Here is a 25,140-nt window from a genome sequence, read left to right on the forward strand (position 1 = left end):
TATCTGTTCATTCAAGCACCGTTACTATTTTAATATTTTCAGGTGAGCACGTCGGCGCTTCATTAAATGCTATGTCAATGTTCGCCGTTCCGGTTGTCGATGCTGATTTTCCCACTATCACAGATAATACTTCATATGTCTGTCCACCGTTTTTATTGCATAAGTTTGCCGGTACAAATAAACGAGTCACATATACTCCATCTCCAATATAAAGGGATTTTATATAGTTAGATATTTCATTACGAATATTATTGCCAATATCTGATGTATATCCGATAAAGGGTTTTATGTGTATTTCAACGTAAATTGGCACCAGTGTAGGGCGATAGAAGTTTATCGTTTTTTTATTGCCATAATCATCGGTAATCGTTTCAGAGGTGGTGCCAAATGTCGGTATGCCCGGCGTTTTCTTCACCAGGATAGTCCGGGCAATCTCTTTCGAGTCTCCACCATCAATGACAAGCGATATGCTGTGGGCAGGTATGCCATTCTCATCCGTTTTGTCCGAGTCGTTGTCATATCCCCGGTAACGTGAAACTCCATGCAGGTTGGCAATGGCCCCCATCAGTCCATCTATAATGGTTCTCGAAGGCAGCGCAACGGAAACCTCTTGCCGTATTCGCAGTTCTACATCGGTTTCAATTCCCCGACCAAGTGTAGCCGCAACCGGGTTCGTCACGGTTTGCCAGCCCAATGTTGGCGTAGCAATTTGATTAACCGTGTGGGGCAATGCGCCGATCGCGCCCGCTTTTTGACAAATCGCGGTCACAATAGCCTGCCCGTGTGTATCTATAATCACTTCATCCGGTAGTGACCAAGCGTTTCCCGCATCATCCCGGACGGAAGCGTTGCGGATAACTGTGCCCGCTCGACCAGTGACCAAAACATCCACCGTTGAGTTACTGGAGCTTTTTCTGGTGATGCCGTTGATTTTGACATTACGGGAAAGCCCTTCGCCCACCGCCGTTGTCGGGCTAAATGAGTTATAGGAAGCAATGGTTGCGTTGTTACAACCGTGAATAACGTATGCTATCAGCGATAAAAAAACACCGTCTTTACTGTCAGATTCAATGTAAATATCGTCCCCATAAATATCCCTGAATATCGTCTTCCAGCTATTCAAGATGGTTTGATAATCAGGAGCATTGATCCCGTTTTTATCAATAGCAGGTAACATGGTGTTGATAATACTTTCATACATCAGCAGTTACTCCTGTCTGTCCATAAATCGTGTCTATCGTGGCTGTAATGGTGATTTTTCTTGTTTCTGGGTTTCTTTCACTACGGTATTGGGTAATGTTCTCTACACCCGGCGTTTGCAGTATTCGCTGTCTAATAATCAGGTCATAAAAACTCGATGTGCCTTTACCCAACACGTCGTCGTAATCTGTTCCCTCTCGGTTATCAAGAAACCATTCGCCACTGCGCAACATCAGGCGCGTTTTCACCGCTTGTGCGACGGCTTCCGGTGAGTTGATAAGAAAACCCGCCTCTCCACGACCAAATACATAGTCGTTGTCAATTTCTCTTCTGTATCTCATTGAGGTTTCCCCGTCTTACCGCCACCTGATTGCACACCACTATGTACATGGTTTTTAAGGCTAATCCCTGCCGCTGTCACATCATGACTCACCGTGACCGGGCCTTGCAGGGTTGCGGTGCCACCACCAGCGCCCATGCCCTGTGATAAGTTGCCGTTAATGGTGACGTTGCCATTCAGGATGATGTCAGGTGACGTGATTTCAGTACCGCCATTGGCTGTCGCGATAAGTTTTGCCGGTGTGATAATCGTGACGTTATGGCTGCTGGGATCAAGTTCAATATACGCCGCGCCATCATCACTTCTCAGTTGCGCGGTGTGAGTGCTGATATTCGCTATTTTTTGTTGCTGAGATTGCGGGCCAATAAGCGCAAATCCATCAGACAGGTTATGCTGCCTGGGGTCCACCGGCTCTTGTACACCGCCAGATTGCCACCAATAATCGATGCAACGATCAGCAAATACGACTAAGCATTCATCACCGGCTCTTACCGGGAAGGTTAATGTCACGCCACCTCCCCTTGGGAATATAACCGGCACATCCACTAATAGTGGCAAGGATACCGATTCCAGTTCCCCGTCTCTTTGCCTGATTTTCCATCTGATGGCCGGTTGCGCGGTGATGGTTACCGCATCAGCATTAAATGATTGAATAATGCAAGGCAAGGAGACATACAATCCGGCGCTAATGACTTCTTGCATAGCAAAAAAGACCGCTTCGGGTCTATTGAGTCGTTCGTCAGTATTTATCATTCGCTCTCTGCCTTATCCTTATTGTGAGTTGATTGATTCAGCAAAGTATGATCGCTCTTGGCGATACACATTATTGCCATGTACCACTCCGTTTCGCGGGTATCGCCGGAGTACTCCACATTGAAGACAATGTAATCACCATCAGCGTCCAACGTTGCCGGTTGTGCTTTTGCATCCTTATGATCGCCAGACTGAGCAGCTTGTTTAGTCGCCGGATCAACTGGTTTGATTGAGCGGTTATCCAGTCGGATTAATGTCCCGGGGCGGATATTCGGATTAATTAAGCATGTAACGTTAATACCGGAGCCAATAGTTTGTTCAGGCATACCAATAAGGCCTGTTTTTGATGTAAGGACAATGGCTTCAGTTAAGTATTTATTTTTGGGTACAATGTGTAGTTTGTTATCTTCATAGCGCCAATTAGCATCACATTGTTTTGCCAAATTAGAAACTTCATTGCGGTGCATGCCAAAAAGTACTTTTCCCCTGGGTGATGCTGATTTACTGAATTCAGGGCGTAGACCGGCGGTAATGCCATATTTGGCAATATCACGCATTAGCAAATGATCTAAATCTGCTTGCGAATATCCAGCCGCAATGGTGGTATTAACGGTCGCGTAATTGTGTGCTTCATCCCCGTCCGCTGCATGAATCACAACACAAGTATCCGTTGCGTTGTCTCTTTTTACATACGTGTACTGAATTTGGCCTGAGAATATTTGTCCTGAGTTCTCCTTGTAACCCGCCACAAATTTAATCTTTTTAAATTCATTTTTACGTAATTTATTACTGGTTTCGTTATTCAGGTTATATAGAGTAAAAATACCGCTAGCAGGATTGGAAGATTCCGTTCTGCTAATGTTAAATGTGATTTTCAGGTCTGATAAATTTACTTTTTCGCCATCTTTGTCTACAACGATAAGGTGGCATTCTCTTATCCATTGTTTTGACATAATTCACCTAATTAATAGAAATAAAAGAACCGCAATTAAGCGGCGTATGTAATAAATTATTAAAAATATCTTTCCCTTACCCCCATCAAGTTAACTTATTACAAAGTATAACCTGTCCTCTTTACCAAGATTATTCCTGAAAGGTTTCTCCTGATTTATATCACCATAAAAAATTAATGAGCCGTTAAAACCAAGATGACGATATTGTTCCAGTAAGTCAATCCCAAAAACCAACGGCAAACCTGTAACGATAAATTCACTGTCCGGCGTCATAATATCCAAAATCCAACCCGCGATATCACGCCACATTAATCTCATTTTATAGTTAATGCCATTGAGCTGAATATCGAATTGCTGATTTTGAGGTGATAAAGGAATTTCTACAACCCTAGCCATTTCTTACCTCGCTCTATAATAAAATCAAGAATAATTTTTGGCATTGATGGCTTCACCGTGACTTTAGCTCCCATATTAACTACAGGTGCTGTATCTTCAGGATTTTTCATATTTTCCGCCGGCGCGGCCTTATTCGGTGATGTTTCAACAATAACAATTTCACGCAGGTTTAAAGCCACCGATAAAACATTTTCACTGGTTCTATCTGTTGTGACACTGATATCTTTAATCAACATATTTTTATATAAGCGCTTTCCCGTTACGACATCAAACGGTTTATGTGATGCCCTCAGGTCAAGTAACTGTTGATATATATCACGCGGACTGGTTCCAAGGCTCAGCCCGGTAGAAATATCAAATACTTTTGTCGTATCAATAACATCAAGCAGCGAACCTCCACCGGCAAAACCTAAATCCATTCTTACTTCCGATGGGCTGTCATAAGCATGATCACTGAATGTCACCCCCTGCTGGACCGGATGATCGGTGATATTCGATACATCGGTATGGGTTTCTGAAATAACGACACTCGGTACAATAACACCTATTTTTCTCTTTTGCTGAGAAAACATGACTGATAATATATCCATTGTTATTTCACCTGTGTTTGCATATTTCGAAGCAGCATACTGTGAGTACGTTCTACCGTTTCTCCAGTCAGTCTTGCTGCTTCTCTGGGGGATTCAACACCGTTGACTTCAATATGATAATTGACCTCTCCTATTCCCGGTATATTATTGCCGGCAGATATTGGCGCACGATGTAATAAAAAGGGAGTCAATCCCTGATGATTCATCATACCGTTGATATTGGTTACCGCGCCGTTGATCATTCGGTGATCAATGGAAATATTCTGCAAAGAGTGAGCTACATGATTTAAATGTCCAGCCTGCTTTGGCGCTTTATTCGCTGGCTGTAGCTCTGCCATAATCGCCTTCCTGATAAATTCTGGTGAATAGGGATTACCACCACTTTCCTCTATCATCATGCTATCAATCAGCCGTTGCATCACATCAGGATCAGTGAGATCAAGGAACGTATCCTTAGAAACTCCCATCATTTTAGACACGTTGGCAATATACTGTTTGGTTTTATTATGATCTTTCTTTGGTGCCCATGTCGGGACAATACTTGCAATAGTCTGTAGCTTTTTTCCTGTAGTTTTACCACGAAAATAACGCGTCAACTGATGAGCAGTAGCTCTTAATCCACTATAAGCATCTGGATACTGAGCAAATCTGGGCTTTGGGTTATCTTCAAGCACCGCCCCGGTCTGATGTACAAAGTTCATATTTAATGGATTGTTATTCCGCACTCCTCGCGAAGATTTTAATTTTTTTAGCTTTGCTGCTGTAAGCTCACTATTAAAAATATTCGTTGGTTGATTAACTGGAGTATTTAATTCCTTAGGCGCATCGTGATGTTCAACAATACCAGTCTTAAGATGATCTTTATTTAATCGCTTAGTCTTGCGCTTCTTTTTCGTTTTACTTGATCGTTCTGATACTTTACTGGAAATATCAGCAACTTTTTGGCTATATTGTTTGTGGATTATCGTTTTCTTACCATCAATTTGTTCTTGGTATTTTTCATATTTATCTTTACTGAAAAATGGAGTCAAGTCAGAAGCAAGATAAATCCCATGTGTTGACATCCAATTATCGAGTTGATCATATGTTATAAGTGGTTTTTTATTTTTATCATACTCTCTTTTCCGCCGTGACAACGTTTCAGCCACTGTTTCGTGATTTTTCTTTGCTTCTTCCTGTAATGCATTTAACCGACTATTAAAATCAAATAATACACCCAGAACAATTTTTCTTCCTGTAAATTTCCATAATTCATTCAATGTCGCCAATAAACCTTTCGCAGAAATTTCTCCTTTATCTAACCATTTAACTAATTCCTCAATGGCATTAAATATGTCATCACTATCAAGTATGCTGGTATTTTGATTAGCACAATCCGTTGTTGCTTTTAATAACTGCTCATTCATTGATGCGACCAAGGAGGCAGTATTAAAATGGCGACCATTTGTATCATGGGATTGAGCATTAATGCTCGGCAGAAATCTCTCTACACCTCCCACCGCTCGACGGACGCTTTCCTCATTGATAGATTTAACTTTTTCAACCACTGCGTCTGTTTCTTGCAACTTCCCGTATAACTTATCCAATCCGTCAGCTATTTGGGTGATAAAACTGGCCACAACTGATGTTGCGTTTTCAATTTCCGCCCTCATTTTGAGAATGCCAGACGTGACTTCGGTGATAACAGCCATAAATTTACGCTGTTCCACTTCATCAACATCAAACCTCAGCGATATCAGGAAATCTTTAGTTGTTTCAACGTCATTGCTCATTTCGCCACCTCTCTATCATGGCCTCATTTTCCGATTTAACATCAAGGGCATCATTCATCAATGCAATATCAGCCAGATCAAGAACGCTGTTTTTCAATGATTCATAACGGCACATGCCCGCAATGACCGGGCGTAACAGATAATCACGCCCTTTCGGGAGGGTTTCAAAATTTAAATTGGCTTGTCCTGAGATTACACTGCACTCTCTAATGGGGCGGGAAAAAAATTTCCCAATGCGTCTCGAATAATAAATCCGACAATTTTCAACAGTTCGAAGCCGTTGATGTCATCGAACATCAATACCTGTCCATCAGGTTCATAAATCCGGTTCCAGATACCATTCTGTTCACGAGAAACCACTGATAAGCAAATATCATTAATTTCATGTCGGTTGGATTTTCCTAATGCATTGATGGATTCCACCAAATAAGGGAGCACTTCTTCAAAGCCCGTCACTCCATCATCACTTTTAGTTGTCACAATCTTTTTCATCAGCGGTCCAAGTGCCGGAATAGCCGGAGCCAAAGCCACCGCTAAATCTTGTTGCTGAAAAGCGTTCAATTTACCACTGCGATATTTTTTGCCATCAATTTCAAATTCCATGATCACTTATCCTCAAGCTCGCTCAAACTACCGCAGCATAAGTCCGACGTAAAAATAGAGGCAAATGCTGCGGCAAATTTAAAGGTGATTTAAATGGTTGTGAAGTAAGCTGGTTAGAATGTGCCTAACATGATGTCGATTTTTCCGCAATCAAATACCCAAGAAACGGTACCGCCTGCTTTGTTATTCTGCAAATCCGGTTGTTTCTGAAAGGCGACAGAGCGAGCAACAGCAATGTCATTACTTTGTTTATTGCGAATAACAATCACGTTATTACCCCATGCCGCCGATGAAAGCGATTGTGTGCTGAGCATCGCGTTCAATTTAGCGTTTACCGGGCTCGTCTTAAGTAAATTAACGGTGATAGTTCCAGACTTGGTTGCATGCAATGAATGCATGACTTCTCCGTCTGCACCGGTGGTCATGGTGTTTTTACTCTCCGACATGGTGACGGTAATTCCCTCATCAGAGAGCGCGGCACCGTTACCAAGATCAAAAGAGCCGCCAACTCCGGTAATAGAAGCGGAAACATCAAGAAAAGAATATGTAGCCATTTTCAACCCTTATCTGTTTACATTAATAATGACATCAGCGTAGTGGACAGCACCGGCTAATTTGATTGCACACTGAATAACCGGTGCTTTTCGTGCTTCTCTATCAGCCTGTGCCTGTGTCGCAATTGGCGGTGCGTAAACGTAGTAACCTTTAGTTAATGTTGCCCCCGTATCCAACGCACCAATCGGATCGCCACCCCATACACCATGAGCGATTAATCCATTTGTCGCCGCTTGCGCCAGTGACTGTTCAACATTGGTGATTAATCGTGTGACACCTTCATCAGTCTGTGGGATCTTGCTGGTACTGGTGTAAAGCAGGTTATAAAGATTGTTCTGAACGTAGTTCTGCAACCAATCCAGACCGTGGCGCTCATCAATAAAGTCCCCATTCACCATGACACCCTCCTGAATAATGGCCGTATCATTGCTGTATTTAACAAAAACGTTGCCATTCATCCTTTTCAACACATTGGCTTGCGTTGCGGTGAGGTTTTCTGCGGTTACCGCGGGTTCCTGTTTAAATTTCAAGGTGATGGTGGTGTTATTGCCGTTGAAATTGACGGTAAACATACGGCCCAGCAGAGAAGCAACCGTGTAGGATTTACCGGTTGAATATTGCCAAAGTGTGCGTTGATAGTTTCTCTCTTTTAATTTTGAGCCGATATCAGTTTTAACATCAGCATCCAAGACATCTGCTTTTTGCGCTGTATGTCCATAGATGCGGGGAACAGATGCGGATTCAATGTAATCAGCAACAGAGAGAATATCTTTATCCGTCAGAGAGTCATCAGCGATAACCAACCCATACCAGCCACTGGATACCGATCCCAGTGCCGCCACCGCCTCAGCAATGGTTTCTGCTTTGGTAGATTCGATAGCGGTAGCACCCGATATTTCGTCCAGCTTTAATAAATCACCAATATAAGTTCCCGTCGTTGCCGGTGAAACATAGCCAACCGCATCGACAGAATTCGGCATAATAGCGAAACGCGAGGAAGAACTATCATATGCGACTGAACAATCTTTTAACTTATCTGCTATCCGTTGGGCCACACCATTAAGATTGGCTTCTTTACTCAAATCGACGCCGCTGTATACCGTTTCTTTACCGTTAATCGTCAATTTAAAAGAGCCATCAGTGACAGCAATAAATTTGCTCATCATTTGCTGCTGTTTAGTCAATACCGCCCCTTGTAAAGAGGAGACCACATTGTCCTTAGCCCACCGACCAATATATAAATCAACCGGACGGGGTGACTGGGAATAATAAAGCGCCGCGGCCTGATACTCTGGTGAACTCAATCCAAAATCAGCACCGACACCATCGATATCCGAATACCGGCGTAAACGTTCATGAGGGTTGATCACGTTACTTGCACCGATGATCAGTAACGCCCCAAAGTTCCGGGATTGAGCCGCATGAGGAGCCATATTCAACGTGACATTGATAATGTTTGAAACAGGTAAACCCTGCATAATTTAATCTCCTAAGAATTTGACAGGCGCTTCCACCAGTGATTTAACACCGTATTCACGCACCACTTTTCGCCGCAAGGTGATCGTCATGTCATAACGACGCCCCCTCTGGTTATTGATAAGTTCCGGTAAAGAAGTCAGCCGGCTGAGTTTGTCGACTGAAAGACCGAAACGTTCCAATTCATCATTGTTCTGACTGACCGCCACGCCATCACGAAAACAGGCACCGTACCGCTGGCTGTTCGGGCCATAAAAGGAGATCAAGCACACAATTTCCTCATGACGCCATAACTTGGTTCCTTCGTCAGTCTGGTTCTCAAAAGCCGGCGAGGCATCTGAAATAAAATCCGTGATAACAAAATCACACCCGTCATCATCTGCCGGTAACTGGGGCAGTTGTGCTGATGTCCATTGAGAATGCACTTTATCGTCAGGCAAACCAGAAACACCGCCTAGCCAACGACTCAGTATGTGCTCCAGCTCATCATCGTATTCAGGCCCAAGCGTGACAGGTGTTAACCAACCCGCTTTATCACTACCGTTGCTCATCAAAAATACCTCCATCAAACAGCAATAACTCACCCTGTGCTTGGGTAAACCAAGCTTTGCTGAAGGCTTAGCTCCCAACACCGAGTTATGATTGATTTAATCGGGATACCAATCGCGAAAAAGGTAAAAAATATGCGTAAGCGATTCGCGACGGCAAATACGAAAAAGGCCGCAACACAGTGCGACCTTCGACAATTATGATTTAAATTTTCACTTATTTATCAGAGTACAATAGAAGAAACTTGAGATTCATTCGTACCAAACAGAGTTCATTGGATAGCATGAATTTTTTAAACTGAATTTGATGTGGGTTAAGCCCTATTCTCCCCATTACCTGCAAATATTCAAATGAAAAAAGCCCCGATATTTCCATACCCGTCATCTTTCAAGTTGCCTCTTTGTTGGCTGCACTCACTCACCCCGGTCACATAGTTATCTATGCTCCCGGGGATTCGCTCCCTTGCCGTCGCGATGCATCTTGAAATCTATAAGGTATATATTTCATTTCTATCGGGGCTTATTCGCAACTTTAACTAATTAGTACACTACCATAGCTTTTTGCGTACGCGCAAGCTTTTTGTGTTTTTGTATTTCATCATCCATTTCTAATTTAATATCGAGCATAGCCAGACATCCCTGAACAAAACTTTCTCCCTTTTGCAACCGGGAACGTACTTCAATATCAGGTACTTTAATTAAACGCGCGATGGACCGTTTGGAAAGCCTTAAAGCGTAGTACATAAATAAAACTTCAATTTCTTCAGACTTATCCACCGTCTGCAACTTTGCGATACAAGCATCAATGATCAAGCCATCGTTATCACAGCAGGAAGGACGTAATGAACGAGTTGACGCAATCAGACCTTTAAATCCAGCAGCGATCGGTGGCCAATTAACACCAGTGGCATCATCAACCCAACCGCCCCAACACTCTAAAACTTGTTGAATATTGCGCATATATTTTGACCTTAACTTTTAGTAACAAATAGTAGTAAAAATTATTTTCATGATGGTCTCATGCATCCATGCATTCGGCATTATAACAAATTTTTCATTCTCTATTTTTGTGTTTCTCTGTTACGTAACTATATCATTTAAATACACCTATTTACTTAGTCTATTAAATACAAGTAGTAAATAACCCCTATTCTTGACCAAGCTTAGTTTCAGAGGAAAACACATAAATATCGTTATTAATACGGATGACCACAACGTGTTTCTCTTCCTCATCTACGTATTTATTATACAAATTTATAATCTTCATTTAATCCTCTAATGTACCTTCCTTTAAAACGCTTAGCACCTAAAGCAACATGCATGCTCTTTATTATTTATCAAATTTTTTCAAGCAACATAACACCCCCTTTTTATTATGAGATGAAAAATGCATTAAATAAAAAATAGCACAGATTTTTTATCTCATGGATATTTGAGTGTAAAAAATATTTTTAATCAACTTTGAAATCTGTCATAAAATGCCGATTAAGAATGGTGTCCACACCTGTGCCGAAGACACAGAAATCGGTCTGTTTACTGGATGATGGACAACGAAACGGGTGCAAATGTGAGATCGCAACAGCCCTATTCGCAATATCGCCAGCAGATCAGGCAGAACATTTAAGATATCCACAGAATTAATGTTGCTAACGATAAATTACCAATTATCAGGTAAATATCTACGTGAAAAGTTTTAACACTGTCAGATATACCCTCTGCTGAACAATGAGATTTTTAAACCTATGCTATTTCCTACTCACCCTATCCCATCTTATTTTCAGCTCTCGCCAGACGAATGGATGGATACACACCTATAGCAAATACTTTTTCATGTCTGGAAAACAGATATCCCAAACGCTAATATTTTTCTCTGTTAGTTTTTCCCAGCGAAAATAAATTCGTGTTATCTAAAAATTTGCTACCCTATATTTCTAGTTACGTGGTTTTATTTCGATCAGCTTAACCGTAAATTTAACCATGTTATGAATGAATTCAGAAACTCGTTTTAGCGGGAAATTGTACTGGAAAATAGCAGAATTAACTGGATATATAAATAGTATTATCTACTATCAAGCAAGAAAAAGCCGTTACCTTCTGAAAAGATAACGGCTTCTTATTTGATTTGGTGCCGGCTACCGGAGTCGAACTGGTGACCTACTGATTACAAGTCAGTTGCTCTACCAACTGAGCTAAGCCGGCGTGTTTCAGGGCTAGCCCCCGAAAGCGTGCGCAGTATATTACAACCCATTGCAAACAATCAAGCAGAAATAATTACCCGTCATCTTTCAAGTTGCCTCTTTGTTGGCTGCACTCACTCACCCCGGTCACATCGTTATCTATGCTCCCGGGGATTCGCTCCCTTGCCGCCGCGATCCACCTTGAAATCCCACCAACGCAAGACTACTGCCTCTAATCTTCTAAATTGCTGGAGTTTCTTATCAAAATACAGCCGATGAGCGGGCTATTTACTGACAAATCAGAAATAACAACGAAATGCTTTATTATCTTTGCTACCTATATAAAAAATAGCCACTGGTCGTAAACTAGCCTGTTTGTCTGGCGACAGTGGAAGATAAAATATCCAAAATAACCTGTCTCCAAACAATATGAGGATCGGTTAACATGTTAAAAAGCAAATACTCAAAATATGGTAGAACACAAGGCGACAAAACATATTTTCAAGGCGTAAGCGCAATCAAATTGAGCTTGTTTTTTATAAGCCAAAGGCAAGCCATAACAGCTTTCTTATCATTGCCAGAATCACAATATTGCCACTCTTCCTTAAATTATTACCACAGGGAAATAGTTGACTGCTATAAATGCAATGTGCTATTTAAATTAGATGCAAATCAAAAAAACTAAATCAGGCATGCGCTAATATTAGGTATAAATCAGATCGTTTCTATAGGTTATTATAACTCAAAATTATTAATTATGAGGCAAATTATGCTGGGCAAAAATAACTTAATTGCACATCAAGTCTTATTTACCTTCAAGGATGGAATAAGCTGGGATAGTGAAAAGGCTATATTAGCCGAGAAGGTGACTTTAAATCATATAAATGAGATAAGTGAAATAAAAGGATGGTTTTGTGGCCGCAGTACGGTAGACAGAAAGCAATCAGTTGACTTTAGTTTAATTGGTTACTTTGAAAGTTACGAAGACCTGGACATATACATGCATCATCCCGATCATATAAAAGGCGTGGTGCTATGGAAAGAAATAAGTACATGGACAGTCTCGGATATTATTATTGATCTAAATAAGTTGATAAATTTCACTCAGTTAATAGGAAAGTCGTATGGAGTTTGACGAAAACCTACATAAAAGTGTCGTCGTTATCGCTGATAGTCTGCCGCTTGGGTTAGCCATGAATGCACTGAGCGTCATTAGTGTTTCAATAGGTAGAAATATCGACGGGATTGTAGGACACGATGTCTTTAGTAAAGATAGCATTTGTTATCCCGGTGTCATTAAAACGCCTTTGCCTGTTTTGAAAGCAAGTCATGATGTACTGGATGCTATTCATAGTGAATTAAAATCTAACGATAATTTTAAATTGAGCCCTTTCTCCTGTTTGGCGCAATCATGCAGAACATATGAGGAATACGAAGGAAAATTATCTGCTGAGCATTCGGATGAATTGAAGTTATCTGGAATTGGCATAGTTGGACCAAAGAAAGATATCAATAAACTCACTGGCAACTTACCACTTTATAAATAACCAGGTAATATATATGTATTCCATTTTTAGAAATGAACTTCATGAATTAGGTATGAAATACCTTACCGAGCTAAAAAAATATCTGTCTGGCGAGATAAATATCTCCACATTGGAAAAAATACAATACGAAAAATTAAAAGAAGTTATAAATTATACGAAAAATGGGTCAGCTTTCTATCAAGATCGTCTAGATGCAATAAACCCAAATGATGATGAAAGTTTATCCTCATTGATTGAAAAACTTCCCTTTACTACAAAATCAGATCTAAGTAAGGCGGGAAACACGATATCTTCAGATAGCCTAAGTAACGCTTGGATATATTATGAAACCACAGGGACGACTGGGCCATCAACGCCTTGTCCTCGCAATGAAATAGACTCTTTAGTCAATAATAGTTTTCTGACTCTGCAATATGAGTCTATTTTCAATCAAGAAGGCAAACAACACATTATTGGCGTGATGGGTCCAACGGAATTGCACTCCACTGGCGATACATTTGAAGATGTATTTCGCAGTTTAGGGCATACCGTTATCAAAATGTGGCCTCGTTCGCCCGTTGTTGGCATGCACAGAGTACTCAGGCTGATACAAGACCTCAAAATAACCGCTTTAGTTTGCACACCTGCGGTCGCCGCTGAGTTGTTAAAATATTGCCGGAACAATGCATGTGATGCAAAAGAATTAGGTATCGAGATCATTTTAGTGCTTGGCGAACTTATTACGCCAAATAGATTAAGAAACTTATCTCGGAATTGGGGCGCTAAAATTTACAACTGTATGTATGCCTCACAAGAAACATCAATTCTGGCGGCTTGTAACAATACCAATAAGCTTATTACTATTCCATATAACAATTATTACGAACTCATTTGCCCTTTTACCCAGCAAAAACTCAATGTTGGCGATAATCACGTTGCGGGCGAATTAGTGATTACCCATTTATATAAAGGGAACAAACCTCTGATTCGATACAAAACAGGGGATATGGTTCGATGCAAAGCAATAGGCTTAAATCAATGGGAAATAGAACCCATCGGCCGGGTAAAAGATGTATTAGTATTAAACAATGCCAATGTGTATGCTTTTGATATTGAAAATGCCATCTTTGAAGAACTCGAATATTGTTTTGAATACTTTATTGAAATCAACAACACAGCCGGTACAGATAAGCTCAAGATCACTTTAGAACCGAGTGACGAATTAAATGATGCGTCACTCATGAGTAAAATAAAGCAAAAAATGGAATCTAAATTCAATATGAATGTCGACATCCATGTCGGAGATGTCGGTGGACTGATTGGAACCGCGGCAATGGTAAGTTGGAAAGCAGCACGCATCCATGATCTGAGAGATGATACCAACAATATTGAGCGAAATTCGGCTTTAGAAATCATGAACAAGAGGGCCAATAAATGACAAACAATATCGTTAGCCCAGTTAATAAAGATTGGATCGTATTTCTAGACGGGGAATATCTCAATTTTAGCAATGCGACCTTTCTTGCCAATACACAAGCTTTAAATTATGGCACCGGTACATTTGAGGGGATCCGGGCTTATTGGGATCAAGACAATAACCAACTTAATCTATTTAGAGTGCATGAGCACTATGAACGGTTAATTCAATCAGCTAAAACATTAAAAATTGAATTACCCTATACCAGTCAGGAGTTAACCGATATTACTAAAAACATCATTATTAAAAATGGTTTCAAGCAAGATATTTATATCAGGCCATTAGTGCTTAAAAAGTCGTTAATGCCGGGTGAGAAATTTGGCGTTAAGCTAAGTGGTGTAAATTCAACCCTCTGTATTAACGCTTTACCTATGGGCGCTTATGCCAAAAAAGCAGAGTTTACATGTCTTATTTCAAAATGGCGACGTGTATCAAATGCGGCAATTCCATCATCTGCCAAAATTACCGGCACTTATGTTAATTCCGCACTTGCTCATGAAGATGCCAAAGAAAACGGATTTGATGATGCTATCATGTTGAATGAACAAGGCATGTGCGCAGAAGCAAGTACATCAAATGTTTTTATTGTAAAAGATAATTGCGTTATTACACCATCGCTTAGCGCTGGCATTCTTAATGGAATAACCAGACAATCTGTTTTCGATATTTGTCAATTCCGCAATATTCCTTGTATTGAGTCAGAAATTCAACAAAAGGATCTCTATGAAGCAGATGGCTGTTTTTTAACAGGCACTGGCCTTGAAATATCAATCGTTTCACAAATAGACGATGTGTCATATAGACAAAAAGAAGATTCTATAGCCAATGTTATTGCCCAAGATTACCAAGAAATAATCAGAGGCAGAGTAGATAAGTTCTCACATTGGTTAAATCCGGTTTATTAGTGTAATTCCAGGAGAGACATCATGGAATGTGTTTTTTTTAGTTTCTACAAAGATACATTTGATGTTCTAAATATTGCTACCTTAGGCCCGTCAGGCACAAGTAGCGAGCAATCCGCTATTCGTTTTGGTGAATTTGCCATTAAAAATAATGTCGCCAAAAGTTACCAAGTTGTTTTATGTAATACTTACGAAGAAGCAAGTAATCAAATTATTTTAAATAACTGTCAGGCATTGGTGGTAGCCAATGCTTATTACAATATCAGTGAGTTTTATATGGATAACAGGTTTAACTTGTCATCCGCATTTTTAAACTACACGCCTAATTACGGTATCGCTATTCGTGATGAATTAACTACAGATAATATCGTCATTGCAACTCATCCGGCACCAAAGGCTTTAATCCCAGAGTTGTTGCCCGATAATCTAAGAATTGCAGATATCATTTTTAAAGACTCAACCAGTTCAGCGGCAAAAGCAGTCGCCAATTCAGAGGTAGATGCCGCACTCACGACCGAAGTGGCAGCAAAATTACACAATTTAAAATTTATTTCTCATATTCGACCAATTCAAATGCTTTGGTCAGTATTTACAGCCGCATAAAAGCTAATGTTGCTTTAAAATAGGCAAATATATAGATCTTTTTAAAATTTCAATATACAGAGGTTATTATGTCTTTACTTACGCTACACACCATTACTACCACACCTGAAAAAAGTAAAAAATTACTTCAAAGTTCTATTAATGATTTCGGCTGGATACCTAACCAAAGTGGTTATATGTCAGAATCTCCTTCACTATTAGCCGCTTATCAACGAGCACACGACCTATTTATTGATAGTTCACTGAATGAAGAGGAAAAAGCGGTGGTGTGGATTACAACCGGAGTAGAAAATGGTTGTAACTACACGATTCAGGCACACGGCTATATTGCAATTCATAATGGTGTGGACAAAAAAACAGTTAAGGCATTGATTGAAAAAACCGACGATCTCTCCCCACGATTATTGGCACTACGTGAATTTACCATCGAGGTTATTTATTGCCGGGGACAATTGAAAAGAAGTGCTATTGATCTATTCCTAAGTCGTGGTTTCAGCAAACAGAATATGCTGGATGTTGTGTTAGGGGTTTCTCAAAAGAATATGTCGACAATTCTCAATAGTATTGCCGGAACCGAGATTGATGATAAATTCAAACTGGACGACCTTTAACTGATCTTGAAAGGCATCAATATGCTTTATGTCGATAAAGAAACCGTTGCGCGTTATTTGACGATGGAACTTAGTCTTAAGCTAAGTGAAATAGCATTTAAATTGCAATCGGAAAGAAAAGTAGAGCAACCTTTGCGCAATATCGTTAAAGGTGAAGACGGCTTAATGGGCACCATGCCGATTTATATTAAGGAAGGGCCATACAAAGGGTTTGGGTTAAAGTCGGTGGTAGTGAGATTTCAAAGCAATAGCGATAAACCTTCACACATCGGTAGTGTGTTAGTTTACGACGAGCCAGGTGTTTCCGGGATTGCCGCGGTGGATGCCGGCGCTATTACAGAAATCCGCACCGCCGCCGCCTCTGCTTATGCAACCCATCTTCTCGCCGCAAAGGATGCTAGCCGGTTAGCGATACTTGGTACGGGCTTACAAGCAAAAGCACATTTGCAAGCCATGTTATCTGTACGCCCGATTAAAGAAATCACTTTATGGGGCCGTAATGCAGAAAGATGCCGAGAATTTGCTGCAAGGTGTGATAAAACGCTCAATCTTCCCATTTCGATCAAAGCCTCACCTGCTGAGGCGGTACTCAATAGTGACATCATTTGCACAACCACGGCATCGCGTGACCCGATACTCAATAGAAAAGCGCTACCGGTTAAATGTCATGTCAATGCCATTGGCGCTTCGGCACTGGGATTTCAGGAACTCAGCGAAGATATGTATAGCAATACAACCCTATTTACTGATTCCAATGAATCGGTACTTGCCGCCTCTCAATCTGTTATTAAGGCAAGGGAGAAAGGTATTATTAACGGGTCAGACATTGGGGTAGAAATTGGTACTGTTTCTCAATCTCATTCCAATTTGTGCGATCAGGGTGTGACTATCTTTCAATCCGTTGGTTTGGCCGTTCAAGATATGGTATTTTCTCGGGAAGTCATTCGACAACTAATAAAAATGTCTTAACTGTTTTGGATGAAAATAGGCCAAACTTAAGACGTTCAACATTAGAAAAATGTCGTTATTGTCTATAAAGAGCCGTTATTTGTCACTTGCATTCGCAAGTGACATTTCTATGTTCTGTTACTTCAAGGTGTTATTTTGAGAGGAAAGATATGCTAGAAGTGTCCCAAATAGTAACCTATACAGCGGCATTGACTGTTGCTGCGGCGATACCAGGCCCGGGAATGGCAGCATTGGTTGCCAGAAGTGTGAGTAATGGCGCGTTAGCGGGATTTAGTGTGTTGTTTGGCCTGATTATTGGTGATCTCACTTATTTATCCTTTGCGGTTTTTGGCTTGTCCATTATCGCGAGCAGTTTTGACACCTTATTTGTTGTGGTGAGATGGGGTGCCGCATTATATTTGGGTTATCTGGCGTGGCAGTTCTGGTTTGCCGATCATCAATCCATTGGTGAAGACCAACCCATTAAGAAAAAAGAGTTGGCTGCGGCTTGGTTATCTGGTCTCACTCTAACATTAAGTAACCCTAAAACGATCGCCTTCTATCTCGCACTATTACCTTTGGTGATTAACATGGAATCTATCTCGTTGCAAAACTGGGGGCTCATGTTAGTACCACTGACGGTTTTTGTCTTATTCAGCGTAGGAGCGGTATTTATTCTCGGCGCTCTCAGTATTCGACATCTGTTATCAAGCCAACGGGCACAACGGATTTTATTTAAAGGCGCGGCTATTATTATGTTCGTAACCGCTGTAACTATGCTGTTCAAATCCAATTAAAAAAGTTTAATTTCTCACCTTCCACGGTTTTATTGAACAAGAATCTGTCCTGAAAAACCATTCTTGTCAATAAATCGTGGACACACCATAAATTACAGACACAACTCGCGCCCGGAAACGACTACACACACTTTTACTCATTGGAAATTGATAGATTTCAGGTCAACCGGGCTGCGAGCTTTCATTCCCATCATTTACCGCTCAATAGACGATAACCATCTTATCGTTATGAAAATGGATTAATTATTATCTGAATGGCATATGGAAATAAAAAAACCCTACGCACAGAAAATGCGTAGGGTCACTATTTGGCGGAAGGATAGAGATTCGAACTCTAGGATGGTTTCCCATCGGCGGTTTTCAAGACCGCTGCCTTCGACCGCTCGGCCATCCTTCCATGACGCGGGATTATGCTCTTAACATGATAATATGTCTAGTCTCTATCGTAAAAATTCTGTGATTTTTTTACTATTCGCTCAATCCTCAATCTACAATATCCTTTTCAGCCCTGATCCTGCTAAAATTAGCCTAAATACATTGAATCATAAGATTCACCAATTTAACGAGCTCGCTAAACAGCCAAGCAATTATTAAGGCTTTTACTCAACGAATGTATAACAAACAATTTTCTATTAATTCATCAACCATAAACCGTTACTACGGTCTGTTCATTATTCTGCTTTTTGTTTCCCTGTTTTTATACAGCTATAACTACTTCAATGCCTGGCTAATGGGGAAAAAATATGCGCTAAATAGCGTTGCAACCAAAGTAGTATTACAGATAGAAGATTATCGTTACCACGCTAATTCTATCTTTAAACAAGCCAATAGCGCATCTTTTAAACCACCAGAACTCATCACACCAATGAAGCTACGGCCTGATGTTTACTGGCTTGAGAATCGTTATCAAACTATCGACACGATTATTTTTGGTCACCACAGCACTGCAAGTGTAGAGTTGGCACAACGCCTTTCCAATTATATGGAGATTTTGTGGGGCACCCGCAATGAATACAACTCCATGTACTATCTGAATGGTAAAGATAACAATCTGTTTCTGATAACCACTCACTCTATTCTTAAACCAGAATTGAGATTTAAAGAAAGTTATCTAACACTGACTGCCGAATCAAAACGTTCAGAAATGCTGATGCAATCCACCGCGTTAGATGAACGGGAAAATATTTCTTCAATCCATAAGTTAAATGGCGAAAATATCTATTTTTATACTTATCGGGCGACGTTCAATTCACCGGGTCAATTGGCAACAGTTATCGCTTTTGATTTGCCTATTTGTCACCTTCTTCCTATGGATATGGCAGCGGCCAACTTCAGTCTATTGTCGGATGACGAGCAACCCCCTAATGAAATCAATAAAGTCAATATTTCACAAAATGGTTTCTGGCTCGAATTTTCTCAATCACTTAAAGGTACGCAATACAAACTGTTGTATCGGATATCACTCAAAGATTTGCTAATCGATTTGTTATACAGAAACATCTGGTTGTTACTGGCTGATTCAGTCTTTATTATCCTGTCCTTAGGTGGGCTTATTTACATTCGTAGAAAATATATCGCGCCAAATGCCCTGATGAGCCACGAACTACAAGTCAAGGATGCGTTAAGTCACGATATTATCTCCAATATCCCCATTGGCTTATTGATTTATGATTTCTCAGTCAATCAGATAATTATGTGCAATAACATCGCCGACCATCTGTTGCCGAATGTCGATTTAAATAAAATTAAGATGATGGCCAAGCAACATCATGGTGTCATCCAAACCTCAATTGAGGATTCAGTCTATGAAATTAACATGTACAACCTTCGCCTGTTGCCAGAAACTTATCTGTTTTTACTGCAAGATAAAGATCAGGAAGCATTAATTAGCCGGCGTCTACAACTTGCCCATTTGGAACACGATAAGAGTGTACAAGCTCGGCGTTTTATGTTGACCAACATTCGTTCTGAATTAAAACAACCAATAAAAGAATTAGATCATCTCGCTTACCAACTGAAACAAATTCTTATAGAAGAAAATAGTGTTCGTATCGTCGATAATTTATTGACTAAATCTGAATATATCTCCGACTGGATTGAGAATATTTCATTACTCAATGAATTAGAATCAGGTGAATGGCAAGCAAAAAATGAATCGTTTTCATTATCAGTCATTTTAGAGGATATTATTAAAAAAGTGTTTCCTAAAATGAATAACAAAGGATTGAATTATTATTATCATTGTAATATTAATCCTGAATCACTATTTATTGGCGATAGTACTGCCATCAGTAAGATCGTCCTGATGTTAGTCAATTATGCAATCACGCTTACATCTTATGGCAAAATATCTCTCATCGTTAACTATTCTCAGGAATACAAAGAACACATTCAAATCGACATTATAGATACAGGCGCCGGACTTAATTCAACAGATTTAACAAACTTGAATTATCCATTTTTAAGCAAAGCCACAGGCGATAAATATCAATCCAATTCAGGGCTGACCTTTTATCTGTGTAACCAATTATGTAGAAAATTAAATGGTCATTTTACTATAAACAGCAAACCCAACCTGGGTACGCACTATGCTATCAGTCTGCCCTTAATAATCGGCCAAGACCAATGCCCGCCGCTACTGGAAGACATTACTGCCTTGTTGGATATCAGCAATACGAAGATCCGTAAGATTGTACAAAATCATCTGCATCATTATGGCGCGGTTTACTTCGATAAAAAGCCAGAAAATATGAATCGAGAATACGATATCATGTTGACGGATAAACCCTACGATTCGGCAAAATCGGCTATATTACTGGTTGATAATCTGGCCGGCTTTGAGCAGATAAAACCTGACTATATTCGATGTAACTACAATCTGGGTGAAGCGGTTATCAATGCCATTTCGTTATTAATTGAGAGAAGTTTCAGTTTTAACGAATTCACGGCAAATTTAGAAATGTCAGCATTTAACGATGAAAGCAGCGATTACGATTTTGACAATGTTATAAATAGTTATCAAAAACAGCTAACTGATAGCGATTACCGACAATTATTTGTCGAGACAGTACCGATAGATATTAATAAGCTGTATACTGATATAGAACAATATGATCTGATATCGCTTTCGCAAACAGCACATCGCCTGAAAGGCGTCTTTGCTATGTTAGACCTAGAACTCCTCAAACTTTCTTGCGAAACACTGGAACAACACATAACAGACAGTAACGAAATAGAGATTAAGAATAGCATTAGCCGTCTTGAATCCTTCACCAAAAGGCTATTGCAGCAGGGTAACTAATAAGATGAATAACCTTAACGTCATTATTGCTGATGACCATCCGATTGTCCTGTTTGGCATCCGCAAATCACTTGAGCGGCTTGAATGGATCAACGTCGTCGCTGAGTCTGAAGACTCGACCACATTGATCAACAATCTGTCCTGTATTAAAGCAAACGTACTGATCACAGATCTGTCCATGCCTGGGGACATATACGGCGATGGGATCAATTTGATTAAATACATCAAACGCCATTATCCCAAGCTATCCATCATTGTTCTAACCATGAACAATAATCCAGCAATTTTAAGTGCTGTACTCGAACTTGATATTGAAGGCATTGTCTTAAAACAAGGAGCACCAACAGATTTACCTGATGTATTGACGGCCCTGAATCAAGGGGAAAAATTTATGCCAGACAGCGTTTCTGAACTGTTGAAAAAAGTGACGAAAACCCCCTATGGCGATAAACCGTTATCACAAAAAGAGAGTGAAGTTATACGTCTATTTGCCCAAGGCTTTTTGGTAACAGACATTGCCAAAAAACTTAAACGCAGTGTCAAGACTATCAGCAGCCAGAAAAAATCGGCTATGGTAAAACTGGGGGTAAATAACGATATTGCATTACTCAATTATCTTGCTTCTGTCACAATCAATACGAGCAATCACGTTCAGTAAATACCGTTCGTTATTTTAATATGAAAGTCGTCCTGATGCCCGGTAACCATTTGTTTGTACCGGGCATTTTTTTGTACCGGGGTTTCAAATCATTTGCGTCAGTGTCTGCCTGAGCGTCACCAGAGAAACCGGTTTCGACAAACAATCATCCATTCCTGCATCAATACAGCGTTGTTTTTCTTCTGCCAGTGCATTTGCCGTAATACCAATAATCGGCAGCTTACACCCATCATTCCGTAAATACATTGTTAACGCATAACCATCCATATTGGGCATATTGACATCCGTCAGAATGATATCAATCCCCCCGCTCTTCAAATATTCCAACGCATCTAATCCATCATTTGCCATCGCTGTTTGAAAACCAATGGATTTCAACTGATCGGCCAATAAACGGCGGTTGATAGGATGATCATCTACCACCAGAACCACAATAGTATTAAACCGAGTGTTTGCCTGAAAAACAGGTGGGGCTGTATTCAATACCACATGATGATTCGGTGAAATCAGCCGCTCAATCATTACCGACAAATCATGTAAATGGTAAGTGTTATGTAACCAATAGTTTTCTCTGATTTGTTCCGGTGAGCCAATATAGTCCGTCGATAATTCAATATAAGCATATACAGGGGAAATAACCGCATCAGGAAAATCGCTGATAATAATTTCACTACCCTCTGTGTTCTGCTCACTGTATAAAACCGTGTGTAAGCCATGATGAACCAGAAAACGCTGTAAAAATTCTTCCAGATAAAGATTGCGTATAGCCAAGATGATTTTCCGCTGAGACTCATTTATTAGCTGAGTTTTTGGCCTATATTTCGCACCATATAAAGGTAACCGAATAGAAAACATACTCCCTATCTGTGGTTGGGAAATGACTTCAATATCACCATCCATCAGATTGATAAGTTTTTCACAAATCGCCAGACCAAGCCCGGTTCCCTGAGATGAGCTTTCCGTATTTGGCATGATCTGGAAAAAGGGATCAAACAACTGAATAAGCGCTTTATCAGAGATACCGACACCCGTGTCCTTTATTCTGACGTATAAGTAATCTTTATCAACTGTCACATGGATAATCACACATCCGGTATCAGTGAATTTAATCGCATTATTTAACAGATTAGATATAACTTGTTGTAATCGAACCGGATCATTGCAGATATAATCTGGAACACCCGGTTCAATATAGCAATACAAGGTCAATGGCTTTTTCACTACTAACGGTAGATAGTTAGAAATAACATGAGAGATAACTTCCTGACAGGAAAATTCTCTAGATTCAATTTTAAGCTGTTTAGATTCGATCTTTGAAAAGTCGAGAATATCACTGATAATTTTTAGCAACAGCGCTGAGGAGTTATTCATCGTTGATAACAAACGGACAGATTCAGCAGGCAATGAATGTGCTTGTAATAACTCCAGGTTGCCAATAATACCGTAAAGCGGCGTTCTCAACTCGTGGCTGACGGTAGCTAAAAACATAGATTTAGAATAGTTAGCCTGCTCTGATGCTAACGCCATTTCCTGTAATGATTTTTCCATCCGCACACGGACACTAATATCAACCAAGACACAAATTGCCACCTCTTCATTCCTGTAGCGGGAATGAACAAAACTGATTTGCAAATGATGATGATTACTGGTGACAACATCAACATAACTACTGGTTCTGTCACAAATAATATGAATAATCCGTTCCCGATCTTCGTGCGTTAGCATTCTCAAATAATTATGTGCCAACTCATTACTCAGAATATTACTCCCATCACTGACCCGCAATATACTGATCCCAACCGGCGCTGAAGCCACAATTTTATGATTAAATTGCTCATGCTCTTCCAGGCGGATGGCATTCTCTTCTGCCGGAACAAACATTTTCCGCTCAAACAGATACACCAAGATAATGATGACAAAGGCAGATAATGCATTAAGCACAATACTGCTAATAATCTGTAGCTTAAAACCTTCAAAAATAGTTTTCAGTGACAGGGCATAAATGATACTGAATGAAGATGGCATTAACCGACGTTTTAGCAGTAAATCAGTAAAATTATCATCATAGCCAAAATAAGGCGCTTCCAACTGATAATCAGCATAATGAAGTTTATAGTCATCATTTGCTGGATAATGCAACACCGGGTGATTACTGCTATTCAATAACGTTATTGAAATTGGGCGGTCTTGTCTCTGAATAAAAGAGTCCAATCTGATGAATTGTTCAATGCCTATCATGGCAACCATCTGACCATTGACATATACCGGAGCCAACACGTAGAGATGGCCGCTATCAGATCTTGCACCCGGTATAACCCAATAAACATTTCGTTCTTTACCTTGTTCTTTCAGGCTGATAAGCCTACGTGAATTTTCATAAACTATTTTTTTCAACGTATCGGGTTCAGTCGTGGTATTACGGATAGAAAAACTTACCATACACATACTTTGCGTACCCACCAGAAAAACCTGATTCAACCCCTGAGGCGCAGCAAGATTATCCTTCCAATAGAAGATAAGATTATTTAATGAATTTAAATAACTATGAGTGTTGTTGCGAAAAGTATGACAATCAGCGTTTTGGTTCAACGGATGATAAGAAAACGCCGGGTTATTATGTGGAAAATCAAAAATAGCATTTTTTCCATTAGAATTCAGTAAATGCTTTTCTGTCATATATTGGATATCCCGCAGAACACTTGCTGTATGACGCACATAAGAGAGCGTGGAATCATAATTAGCATTGTATTCTTGCCGAATATCTGATTTAACTTCATTAAAGATATTAACCAGGTAAAAAGCTGTTAATAAAGCGCCCAATGCCCACAACATTAAGCCAAGCACCCGGAAAAGATAACGGGATATTTTCAGCGATGTACGAAAAGAAGAAAGATATCTCAAAAGGTTACCTGATAAAAACCAGCATTATTCAATGTCATTAATGACAAGATATA

24 protein-coding genes and 2 tRNA genes are annotated in these 25,140 nt (G+C 40.1%); 10 read left to right on the plus strand and 16 right to left on the minus strand.

What is annotated here, in order from left to right:
* Window positions 1-7: 7 nt before the first annotated feature.
* The 14 genes from PluTT01m_RS15615 to PluTT01m_RS15680 all read right to left on the minus strand — a co-directional run bounded on the left by PluTT01m_RS15615 (window position 8) and on the right by PluTT01m_RS15680 (window position 11,385).
* Complete coding sequence (locus PluTT01m_RS15615; protein ID WP_011147244.1) at window positions 8-1,201, minus strand: baseplate J/gp47 family protein; 1,194 nt, start codon at window positions 1,199-1,201, stop codon at window positions 8-10.
* A complete protein-coding gene (locus tag PluTT01m_RS15620; RefSeq protein ID WP_011147245.1) occupies window positions 1,194-1,541 on the minus strand; it encodes a contractile injection system sheath initiator in 348 nt (115 codons plus the stop codon). The genes PluTT01m_RS15615 and PluTT01m_RS15620 overlap by 8 nt, the downstream gene beginning before the upstream one ends.
* Window positions 1,538-2,293: a phage baseplate assembly protein V gene (locus tag PluTT01m_RS15625; RefSeq protein WP_011147246.1), complete on the minus strand. Its 756-nt coding sequence runs from the start codon at window positions 2,291-2,293 to the stop codon at window positions 1,538-1,540. Before PluTT01m_RS15625 ends, PluTT01m_RS15620 begins: the two co-directional genes overlap by 4 nt.
* Window positions 2,290-3,246 carry a phage protein gene (locus tag PluTT01m_RS15630; RefSeq protein ID WP_011147247.1) on the minus strand — a complete coding sequence of 319 codons (957 nt, stop codon included), beginning with the start codon at window positions 3,244-3,246 and terminating at the stop codon, window positions 2,290-2,292. Before PluTT01m_RS15630 ends, PluTT01m_RS15625 begins: the two co-directional genes overlap by 4 nt.
* Before the next feature lie 90 nt (window positions 3,247-3,336).
* Window positions 3,337-3,642, minus strand: a complete 306-nt coding sequence (locus PluTT01m_RS15635; RefSeq protein ID WP_011147248.1) for a phage baseplate plug family protein — start codon at window positions 3,640-3,642, stop codon at window positions 3,337-3,339.
* Window positions 3,627-4,232, minus strand: a complete 606-nt coding sequence (locus PluTT01m_RS15640; protein ID WP_011147249.1) for a phage baseplate protein — start codon at window positions 4,230-4,232, stop codon at window positions 3,627-3,629. The genes PluTT01m_RS15635 and PluTT01m_RS15640 overlap by 16 nt, the downstream gene beginning before the upstream one ends.
* A 2-nt stretch (window positions 4,233-4,234) precedes the next feature.
* Entirely contained in the window at window positions 4,235-6,004 is a 1,770-nt protein-coding gene (locus PluTT01m_RS15645) for a hypothetical protein (protein WP_011147250.1), read from the minus strand.
* Window positions 5,994-6,119 (minus strand): DUF6889 family protein, encoded by a 126-nt coding sequence (locus PluTT01m_RS27935; protein WP_255417038.1) that lies wholly within the window; start codon window positions 6,117-6,119, stop codon window positions 5,994-5,996. The genes PluTT01m_RS15645 and PluTT01m_RS27935 overlap by 11 nt, the downstream gene beginning before the upstream one ends.
* 77 nt (window positions 6,120-6,196) lie before the next feature.
* Complete coding sequence (locus PluTT01m_RS15650; protein ID WP_011147251.1) at window positions 6,197-6,607, minus strand: phage tail assembly chaperone; 411 nt, start codon at window positions 6,605-6,607, stop codon at window positions 6,197-6,199.
* Between the two features lie 113 nt (window positions 6,608-6,720).
* Entirely contained in the window at window positions 6,721-7,161 is a 441-nt protein-coding gene (locus PluTT01m_RS15655; RefSeq protein ID WP_011147252.1) for a DUF3277 family protein, read from the minus strand.
* Window positions 7,162-7,170: 9 nt separating this feature from the next.
* Window positions 7,171-8,640, minus strand: a complete 1,470-nt coding sequence (locus PluTT01m_RS15660) for a DUF3383 domain-containing protein (RefSeq protein WP_011147253.1) — start codon at window positions 8,638-8,640, stop codon at window positions 7,171-7,173.
* Window positions 8,641-8,643: 3 nt separating this feature from the next.
* Window positions 8,644-9,192 carry a phage neck terminator protein gene (locus PluTT01m_RS15665; RefSeq protein ID WP_420800618.1) on the minus strand — a complete coding sequence of 183 codons (549 nt, stop codon included), beginning with the start codon at window positions 9,190-9,192 and terminating at the stop codon, window positions 8,644-8,646.
* A 534-nt stretch (window positions 9,193-9,726) separates the two neighbouring features.
* Window positions 9,727-10,146 carry an antiterminator Q family protein gene (locus PluTT01m_RS15675; RefSeq protein ID WP_011147255.1) on the minus strand — a complete coding sequence of 140 codons (420 nt, stop codon included), beginning with the start codon at window positions 10,144-10,146 and terminating at the stop codon, window positions 9,727-9,729.
* A 1,163-nt stretch (window positions 10,147-11,309) separates the two neighbouring features.
* Window positions 11,310-11,385 (minus strand) — tRNA-Thr (locus PluTT01m_RS15680).
* A gap of 747 nt (window positions 11,386-12,132) precedes the next feature.
* Here PluTT01m_RS15680 and PluTT01m_RS15685 point away from each other — a divergent pair.
* From PluTT01m_RS15685 to PluTT01m_RS15720, 8 genes are all read left to right on the plus strand, one after another.
* Window positions 12,133-12,498, plus strand: a complete 366-nt coding sequence (locus tag PluTT01m_RS15685) for a Dabb family protein (RefSeq protein ID WP_041380164.1) — start codon at window positions 12,133-12,135, stop codon at window positions 12,496-12,498.
* Complete coding sequence (locus PluTT01m_RS15690; protein WP_011147257.1) at window positions 12,488-12,910, plus strand: DUF2000 domain-containing protein; 423 nt, start codon at window positions 12,488-12,490, stop codon at window positions 12,908-12,910. Before PluTT01m_RS15685 ends, PluTT01m_RS15690 begins: the two co-directional genes overlap by 11 nt.
* A gap of 13 nt (window positions 12,911-12,923) precedes the next feature.
* Entirely contained in the window at window positions 12,924-14,327 is a 1,404-nt protein-coding gene (locus PluTT01m_RS15695) for a phenylacetate--CoA ligase family protein (protein ID WP_011147258.1), read from the plus strand.
* Complete coding sequence (locus PluTT01m_RS15700; RefSeq protein WP_011147259.1) at window positions 14,324-15,271, plus strand: branched-chain amino acid transaminase; 948 nt, start codon at window positions 14,324-14,326, stop codon at window positions 15,269-15,271. Before PluTT01m_RS15695 ends, PluTT01m_RS15700 begins: the two co-directional genes overlap by 4 nt.
* A 21-nt stretch (window positions 15,272-15,292) precedes the next feature.
* Window positions 15,293-15,871: a prephenate decarboxylase gene (locus PluTT01m_RS15705; RefSeq protein ID WP_011147260.1), complete on the plus strand. Its 579-nt coding sequence runs from the start codon at window positions 15,293-15,295 to the stop codon at window positions 15,869-15,871.
* Between the two features lie 68 nt (window positions 15,872-15,939).
* The gene (locus PluTT01m_RS15710; protein ID WP_011147261.1) at window positions 15,940-16,482 is read left to right on the plus strand and encodes a carboxymuconolactone decarboxylase family protein; all 543 of its coding nucleotides are present in this window, start codon (window positions 15,940-15,942) and stop codon (window positions 16,480-16,482) included.
* Window positions 16,483-16,503: 21 nt separating this feature from the next.
* The gene (locus PluTT01m_RS15715; RefSeq protein ID WP_041380167.1) at window positions 16,504-17,451 is read left to right on the plus strand and encodes an ornithine cyclodeaminase family protein; all 948 of its coding nucleotides are present in this window, start codon (window positions 16,504-16,506) and stop codon (window positions 17,449-17,451) included.
* A gap of 149 nt (window positions 17,452-17,600) precedes the next feature.
* Window positions 17,601-18,227, plus strand: a complete 627-nt coding sequence (locus tag PluTT01m_RS15720; protein WP_011147263.1) for a LysE family translocator — start codon at window positions 17,601-17,603, stop codon at window positions 18,225-18,227.
* Window positions 18,228-18,536: 309 nt separating this feature from the next.
* On the opposite strand, the gene PluTT01m_RS15725 is transcribed toward PluTT01m_RS15720, so the two are convergent.
* Window positions 18,537-18,624 (minus strand) — tRNA-Ser (locus PluTT01m_RS15725).
* A gap of 213 nt (window positions 18,625-18,837) precedes the next feature.
* Here PluTT01m_RS15725 and rcsD point away from each other — a divergent pair.
* Window positions 18,838-21,528, plus strand: a complete 2,691-nt coding sequence (gene rcsD / locus PluTT01m_RS15730) for a phosphotransferase RcsD (protein WP_011147264.1) — start codon at window positions 18,838-18,840, stop codon at window positions 21,526-21,528.
* Window positions 21,529-21,532: 4 nt separating this feature from the next.
* Complete coding sequence (rcsB, locus tag PluTT01m_RS15735; RefSeq protein WP_011147265.1) at window positions 21,533-22,186, plus strand: response regulator transcription factor RcsB; 654 nt, start codon at window positions 21,533-21,535, stop codon at window positions 22,184-22,186.
* Between the two features lie 84 nt (window positions 22,187-22,270).
* Here rcsB and rcsC read toward each other — a convergent pair whose 3' ends face one another.
* Entirely contained in the window at window positions 22,271-25,087 is a 2,817-nt protein-coding gene (gene rcsC, locus PluTT01m_RS15740; RefSeq protein WP_011147266.1) for a two-component system sensor histidine kinase RcsC, read from the minus strand.
* Between the last annotated feature and the right edge of the window lie 53 nt (window positions 25,088-25,140).

Source organism: Photorhabdus laumondii subsp. laumondii (genome assembly GCF_003343245.1).
GTDB lineage: Bacteria > Pseudomonadota > Gammaproteobacteria > Enterobacterales > Enterobacteriaceae > Photorhabdus > Photorhabdus laumondii.

Excerpts from the sequence above, each read along its gene's own strand:
- PluTT01m_RS15640 (WP_011147249.1), bottom strand. The coding sequence starts at position 4,232 with ATGGATATATTATCAGTCATGTTTTCTCAGCAAAAGAGAAAAATAGGT.
- PluTT01m_RS15695 (WP_011147258.1), top strand. The coding sequence starts at position 12,924 with ATGTATTCCATTTTTAGAAATGAACTTCATGAATTAGGTATGAAATAC.
- PluTT01m_RS15635 (WP_011147248.1), bottom strand. The coding sequence starts at position 3,642 with ATGGCTAGGGTTGTAGAAATTCCTTTATCACCTCAAAATCAGCAATTC.
- PluTT01m_RS15700 (WP_011147259.1), top strand. The coding sequence starts at position 14,324 with ATGACAAACAATATCGTTAGCCCAGTTAATAAAGATTGGATCGTATTT.
- rcsD (WP_011147264.1), top strand. The coding sequence starts at position 18,838 with ATGTATAACAAACAATTTTCTATTAATTCATCAACCATAAACCGTTAC.
- PluTT01m_RS15655 (WP_011147252.1), bottom strand. The coding sequence starts at position 7,161 with ATGGCTACATATTCTTTTCTTGATGTTTCCGCTTCTATTACCGGAGTT.
- PluTT01m_RS27935 (WP_255417038.1), bottom strand. The coding sequence starts at position 6,119 with ATGTGCCGTTATGAATCATTGAAAAACAGCGTTCTTGATCTGGCTGAT.
- PluTT01m_RS15690 (WP_011147257.1), top strand. The coding sequence starts at position 12,488 with ATGGAGTTTGACGAAAACCTACATAAAAGTGTCGTCGTTATCGCTGAT.
- PluTT01m_RS15620 (WP_011147245.1), bottom strand. The coding sequence starts at position 1,541 with ATGAGATACAGAAGAGAAATTGACAACGACTATGTATTTGGTCGTGGA.
- rcsB (WP_011147265.1), top strand. The coding sequence starts at position 21,533 with ATGAATAACCTTAACGTCATTATTGCTGATGACCATCCGATTGTCCTG.
- PluTT01m_RS15650 (WP_011147251.1), bottom strand. The coding sequence starts at position 6,607 with ATGGAATTTGAAATTGATGGCAAAAAATATCGCAGTGGTAAATTGAAC.
- PluTT01m_RS15645 (WP_011147250.1), bottom strand. The coding sequence starts at position 6,004 with ATGAGCAATGACGTTGAAACAACTAAAGATTTCCTGATATCGCTGAGG.
- PluTT01m_RS15660 (WP_011147253.1), bottom strand. The coding sequence starts at position 8,640 with ATGCAGGGTTTACCTGTTTCAAACATTATCAATGTCACGTTGAATATG.
- PluTT01m_RS15685 (WP_041380164.1), top strand. The coding sequence starts at position 12,133 with ATGCTGGGCAAAAATAACTTAATTGCACATCAAGTCTTATTTACCTTC.
- PluTT01m_RS15615 (WP_011147244.1), bottom strand. The coding sequence starts at position 1,201 with ATGTATGAAAGTATTATCAACACCATGTTACCTGCTATTGATAAAAAC.
- PluTT01m_RS15710 (WP_011147261.1), top strand. The coding sequence starts at position 15,940 with ATGTCTTTACTTACGCTACACACCATTACTACCACACCTGAAAAAAGT.
- PluTT01m_RS15715 (WP_041380167.1), top strand. The coding sequence starts at position 16,504 with ATGCTTTATGTCGATAAAGAAACCGTTGCGCGTTATTTGACGATGGAA.
- PluTT01m_RS15625 (WP_011147246.1), bottom strand. The coding sequence starts at position 2,293 with ATGATAAATACTGACGAACGACTCAATAGACCCGAAGCGGTCTTTTTT.
- PluTT01m_RS15675 (WP_011147255.1), bottom strand. The coding sequence starts at position 10,146 with ATGCGCAATATTCAACAAGTTTTAGAGTGTTGGGGCGGTTGGGTTGAT.
- PluTT01m_RS15720 (WP_011147263.1), top strand. The coding sequence starts at position 17,601 with ATGCTAGAAGTGTCCCAAATAGTAACCTATACAGCGGCATTGACTGTT.
- PluTT01m_RS15630 (WP_011147247.1), bottom strand. The coding sequence starts at position 3,246 with ATGTCAAAACAATGGATAAGAGAATGCCACCTTATCGTTGTAGACAAA.
- PluTT01m_RS15705 (WP_011147260.1), top strand. The coding sequence starts at position 15,293 with ATGGAATGTGTTTTTTTTAGTTTCTACAAAGATACATTTGATGTTCTA.